5 protein-coding genes are annotated in these 5,638 nt (G+C 68.5%); 1 reads left to right on the top strand and 4 read right to left on the bottom strand.

Features of this window, described 5'->3' with window-relative positions; genetic code table 11:
• Window positions 1-687: amidohydrolase family protein (locus VF643_RS03580; RefSeq protein ID WP_414713786.1), on the bottom strand; the 687-nt coding region annotated here is incomplete at its 3' end.
• A 176-nt stretch (window positions 688-863) separates the two neighbouring features.
• Between VF643_RS03580 and VF643_RS03575 the strand changes: the two genes are divergently transcribed.
• A complete protein-coding gene (locus tag VF643_RS03575) occupies window positions 864-3,047 on the top strand; it encodes a PQQ-binding-like beta-propeller repeat protein (RefSeq protein ID WP_331042000.1) in 2,184 nt (727 codons plus the stop codon).
• Here the strand turns inward: VF643_RS03575 and VF643_RS03570 are convergent.
• From VF643_RS03570 to VF643_RS03560, 3 genes are all read right to left on the bottom strand, one after another.
• Window positions 3,044-4,201: an L-lactate dehydrogenase gene (locus tag VF643_RS03570; RefSeq protein WP_331041999.1), complete on the bottom strand. Its 1,158-nt coding sequence runs from the start codon at window positions 4,199-4,201 to the stop codon at window positions 3,044-3,046. The two genes, VF643_RS03575 and VF643_RS03570, sit on opposite strands and share 4 nt — an antisense overlap.
• Window positions 4,202-4,211: 10 nt before the next feature.
• Window positions 4,212-4,988 (bottom strand): enoyl-CoA hydratase, encoded by a 777-nt coding sequence (locus VF643_RS03565; RefSeq protein ID WP_331041998.1) that lies wholly within the window; start codon window positions 4,986-4,988, stop codon window positions 4,212-4,214.
• The coding region (locus VF643_RS03560; protein ID WP_331041997.1) for a CaiB/BaiF CoA transferase family protein at window positions 4,985-5,638 on the bottom strand (654 nt) is incomplete at its 5' end. The genes VF643_RS03565 and VF643_RS03560, both read right to left, overlap by 4 nt.

Below are 5,638 nucleotides of genomic sequence, written 5' to 3'. Positions count from 1 at the left end.
GCGCTTGCCGTTGCGGTGTCCCGCATCGATGATCGCCTTGCTGATCGAATAGGGCATCTTGGGCATCGCGCCGAGTTCGTCGTCCATCCACAGCTTGATGTAGTCGACGCCCTTCTTCGCCTGCGCATCGACCTCCGCGGTCGCCTCTTTGGGGGTGGCGACCGGGTGGTTGATGCCGGGAACGCCGCCATAGCCGCCCTTGAAGACCAGTCCTTGGCCCGCGGTCAGCAGGCGCGCCATCGTCTGCGGACCGGTGCGGCCGGCATCGCGGATCGCGATGATGCTGTCCTTGTCGGTGCCCATCGACTGGACGGTGGTCACACCGAACGCGGCATAGGTGCGCAGGTCCTTGCGTACGCTGTCGGGCGTGAGATATTCCTCCTTCTGAACCAGATCGCGGACGGTGCCGATATGGACATGGAGATCGACGATCCCCGGCATCAGGAACTTGCGGCGCAGATCGACGCGCGTGGCACCGGAGGTGCGCGGTGCCTGCTTGGTGGGGCCGACCCATTTGATCACCGCATCGTCAACGATCATCGCCTGATCGACCTTCGGCGCGGTGCCGCTGCCGTCGATCAGGGTAAAGCCGTGGTACACCACCGGCGCCGCCGGCGCGCTGCCGGCGTATCCGATCGCTGCTCCTGCCAGCAGTCCCCACCCGAGCCGCTTCAATCGCGCCGTCATCGTCACCCTCCTTCTGCCGAGCAGCGGATCTGGTCCGTCGTGCCGCTGCATGGGTCGTCTCCGCCGATCTTTCGTCAGCACCAGCGACCGTAACGACACTATGCATGCAACCATAAGCTAATGTATGCAACATCGTAATGGTCGATGCAAAGTGGGCCGCGATGAGGAGAGTATGCGTGTCGCAGGTGGGATGGAAGACCGCGGTCCTGGCATTGACGATGGCGAGCGCGGCAACCGCCACGGTCGCTTCGGTCGGCGACTGGACGGGGTTCGGGGGGGACGAGGCCGGCACCCGCTATTCCGGGCTGACCCAGATCGATCCCGGCAACGTGGCGCGGCTGATCCCGGTGTGGACGTTCGAGCTGAAGCCCGCCGACAGCAGCAGCAAGCGCCTGCTGGTGAGCAACACGACGCCGCTGGCGATCGGCGGAAATCTGTACCTGGCAAGCCCTTATGGCCGGATCGTCGCACTGGACGGGACCACCGGTGCGATCCGCTGGACATTCGGATTGCCGGCCGAGGACGGCATCGCGGGGCGCAGCATGGGCTATTGGCCGGGCGGGAAAGGCGCATCGGCGCGATTGTTCTTCGGCACGCGCTCGGGGCAGCTAATCGCGCTCGATCTCGCCACGGGCAAGCCACCGGCCGACTTCGTCCCGATCCAGCTTCGCACCGCCGAGATCATGAACGGCACCAACGGCGGCGGGTTTCCGGCCGGCTATACTTATCAGATCAACAGCGCGCCGGCGATCGCCGGCGACGTCGTCATCACCGGCGCGCGACTGCAGGAATCGCCGGTCGAGGGGCCGGCTGGCGACGTGCGTGGCTGGGATGCCCGCACCGGCAAGCTGCTCTGGACGTTCCATTCGGTGCCGCAGCCGGGCGAGCGCTTCCACGGTACATGGCAGGGCGACAGCTGGGCCAAACGATCGGGCGTGAATGCGTGGAGCAGCATGTCGGTCGACGAGAAGCGCGGCATCGTGTTCGTGCCCTTTGGCGCGCCCGCTTACGACCGGATCGGCATCGACCGGGCGGGGGCGAACCTGTTCTCCAATTCGCTAGTGGCGCTCGACGCGCGGACCGGGCGCTATCTGTGGCATTTCCAGACCGTGCATCACGACATCTGGGACCTCGACCTGCCGGTGCAGCCGACCCTGCTCGAGGTGCGGCGTGGCGGACGGACGATCCCCGCGGTCGCGGCGATGAACAAGAGCGGCTATCTGTTCGTGCTCGACCGGGTGACCGGCAAGCCGCTGTTCCCGGTGCGCGAGACGCCGATGCCCGCGAGCAGCCTAGCCGGGGAGCAGGCCTGGCCGACCCAGCCGATTCCCGCCGCGCCGTCCCCGATCATCCGTCAGGCGCTGACCGCCGACGATCTGGCGACGGTGACCCCGGAACTGACCGCGCATTGCCGCGCACGCGTGGCGAGCCAGGGCATCGGCTTCGCTGCGGCGTGGGAGCCGCTCAGGACCGATCGGCCGATGGTACGCCTGCCCGGCAGCGGCGGCGGGCCGAACTGGGGCGGCGGCGCCTTCGACGGCCGGCGGGGGCTGTACATCATCAACACCAGCGAGCTTCCGTCCGTCGAAAAGATGGGGAAGGATGCCAAGGGCAATTGGTACAATAGCGGGCCGCAGCCCTCATGGTTTGGCATGGGCGGCACCCGGATGCCGTGCCAGCGCCCGCCCTGGGGCAATCTCACTGCGATCGACGTGTCGAAGGGGCGGATCGCTTGGCAGGTGCCGCTCGGCGTGACCGACAGCCTGCCGCCCGCCTTGCAGAAGACCGGGCGTCCCAATGTCGGCGGGCCGCTGGTTACCGCAACCGGGCTGGTGTTCATCGGCGCATCGGACGACGCGCGCTTCCGCGCCTTCGATACCGCGACCGGGCGCGAATTGTGGACGTTCCGCCTGGGCGCGTCGGCACATGCGACGCCGATCAGCTATCGCGGGCGCGATGGGCGGCAATATGTCGCGGTCGTCTCCGCCGGCGGTTCGTATCTGGGTAGCCCCGGCACGGCGAGCCGGCTGGTGGTGTTCGCGCTGCCCCGCAACGGCGAGCAGCCGGCGAAGAACGCCGCCATCGCGCAGGCGGTGCCGGTCGAACCCAGGGACAGCGTCGTCGCGGTCGCGGCAGCGCATAGCGATTCTGCGTCGTTCGCGCCGGGACCGGAGAAGGCGTTCGCCGACAAGGCCTGCACCTCATGCCATGTCGCGGCGCAGGTCACCAACCAGCGCAAGTCGCGCGCGGACTGGGCGGCGACCGTGGAGAAGATGGTCGGCTTCGGCGCGCAGGTGCCGGAGGACCGGTTCGATCCGCTGGTGACCTATCTCGCCACCAACTATCCGGCGGAACGCTAACCGGCGGAGGGTTCGGCGACGAGCGTGTCGCGCGTAATCGCGCGAACGTCGCGCTGGCCGGCCAGTGCCATGGCGACCGCAAGCTCGTGGCGCATCAGCGACAACATCGTCGTCACGCCAGCACCACCCTGTGCGGCGAGCGCGAAGGCCCAGGCCCGGCCGAGCAGAACGCCCTTCGCCCCTAGCGCGAGGGCGCGAAGGATGTCGACTCCCGAGCGGATACCGCCGTCCATCAGCACGTCGGCGCGTCCGGTCACCGCTTCGACGATGGCGGGCAGCGCGACGATCGACGAGGGTGCGCCGTCGAGCTGGCGGCCGCCATGGTTGGACACGATGATCGTTTCCGCCCCCGCCGACACCGCGTCGCGCGCATCGTCGGGATCGAGGATGCCCTTGATCGCCAGCCGTCCGTGCCAGTGCTTCCGCAGCCAGTCCAGATCGGCCCAGGTGACGGTCGGATCGAAGTTGCGCCCGACCCACGCGGTGAACTGCGCCAGACCGGCGCCGTCGGGCATTCGCGCGGCGAAATTGCCCAGCGTGTGCGGACGACCGCGCACGCCGACGTCCCACGCCCAACCGGGATGGCGCACGATCTCGTAGGAGCGGCGCAGCCTTGCGGACAGGTCCTGGGTGCCGGTCAGGCCGGTGCGCACGTCACGGCGCCGCGGCGAATGGATGATGAGGTCGACGGTCAGGATCAGCGTCTCGACCCCCAGCGCGGCGGTGCGCGCCAGCAGGTCCTCCATGAAGGCGCGATCCTTGATCATGTAGAGCTGGAGGATCACGGGCTTGGTCACGCCGGCCGCGACCTCCTCGATCGCGCAGCAGGCGGAGGAGGACAGGATGAACGGGATGCCCGCCGCTTCAGCCGCGCGCGCCGCCTGGACCTCGCCGCGGCGGGCGTAGAGGCCCGCGAGTCCGATCGGCGCGAGCGCGACGGGGAAGCTGGCAGGCTGGCCGAACAAGGTGGTGCCAAGCTGGACGTCGCCGACGTCGCGCATGACGCGCTGGCGCAGTTTCAGCCGTTGCAGGTCGGCTACGTTCGCGCGCAGCGTTTCCTCGGCGAAAGAACCGCCGTCGATATATTCGAACAGGAAACGCGGCAGGCGGCGGCGCGCCATCTCGCGGAAATCATCGATGCCGGCCGGTGTCATGGCCGCGTGCTCATCGCCCGGTCCATTCCGGCTTCTCCTTCGCCAGGAAGCTGCGGACCCCCTCGGCGAAGTCGGCGCTGCCGTAGATGGTGGCGATCAGGTCGTCGATATCGGGCTGGTTCGCCACGGACAGGCGCCGGATCGCCTCCTTGCTGACCTGCATCGTCAGCGGGGCGTGGGTCAGCAGCCGTTCGACGAGCCCATCGACGGCAGCGTCGACCTGATCGGGCGCAACCAGGTCGTTGAGCAGACCGAGCGCCTTCATCTCGTCCGCGCCGATGATCTCGGCACCGAGCAGCAGCCGCTTGGCGATCGCGATCCCGGCGTGCTGGACGAGCCGGGCATAACCGCGCGCAGACAGGCAGTTGCCGATCGTGCGCGCCAGCGGCGAGCCGAACCGCGCGCCGGTGGCGGCGATGCGGAAATCGCTGGCGAACGAGAGGGCGAGACCGCCGCCGACCGCCCAGCCATCGACGATGGCGATGGTCGGTTGCGGCAACGCCTCGACCGCGCCGACATAGGAGTCCATCTCCGCTTCGTACGCGACGCCCTGCTGCCCGTCGGTGAAGGACTGGAAGCCGGCGATATCGGTGCCCGCGACAAACGCCTTGCCGCCGGTACCCCGCAGCGTCACCACGCGGATGTCGCGGTCGGCGGCCAAGGCGGCGCACGCCTCGCCCAGGCCGCGCCACATGTCCCAGGTCAGCGAGTTATACGCGGCAGGACGATCGAAGATGATGCGCCCGACCGGCCCGATCTTCTCGTAGCGGGTGACGCCTTCGCTCATGCCGCCTGCGGCTCGGCGATCAGCCCCTTGTCGGCGAGTTCGCGGCGGATCTCCGCGCCATGTTCGTCGAGCAGCGGCGGCGGGAAGCGCACCGACTGCGGCGTGGCCGACAGCTTGACCGGGAAGCCGAGCGCCTTGAAGCTGCCTTCCACCGGATGGGCGATGTCCTGCACCATGGCGCGTGCCCTTGTGTGCTCGCTGGCGAGCGATTGTTCGTAGTTGAGGATCGGGCCCGACGGCACACCAGCGGCGAGCAACGTCTCGACCCACTCTTCGGCGGTGCGGGTGCGGAAGTTCGGGCGCAGCGTCTCGATCAGTTCGCGCGCGTTGGCGACGCGGCTACTGTTATCGTGGAAGCGGGGCGAGTCCGCCAGATCCTGCCGACCGATCACCTCGAGCAATGCGAGCCACAGCTTCTGGTTGGCGGCGGCGAACACGAACCAGCCGTCCGACGCCTCGACCGCCTGATAGGGCGCCGACATGCGATTGGCGCTGCCGAGCGGCTTGGGGCTCTTGCCGGTGCCCCAAAGCTCGGCGGTTTCCCAGATCGACAGACCCAGCGCCGCCTCGAACAGCGACGCGGTGATGAGCTGGCCTTCGCCGGTCTTCTCGCGACCGATGACCGCCGACAGGATGCCGTAGACCGCGAA

Source organism: Sphingomonas sp. (assembly GCF_036387595.1).
Taxonomy (GTDB): domain Bacteria; phylum Pseudomonadota; class Alphaproteobacteria; order Sphingomonadales; family Sphingomonadaceae; genus Sphingomonas.
Note: the sequence above shows the minus strand (reverse complement) of the source record. Positions and strands in the feature narration are given on the sequence as shown.

Coding starts and splice junctions, on each gene's coding strand:
- VF643_RS03570 (WP_331041999.1), bottom strand. CDS start 4,201: ATGACACCGGCCGGCATCGATGATTTCCGCGAGATGGCGCGCCGCCGC.
- VF643_RS03565 (WP_331041998.1), bottom strand. CDS start 4,988: ATGAGCGAAGGCGTCACCCGCTACGAGAAGATCGGGCCGGTCGGGCGC.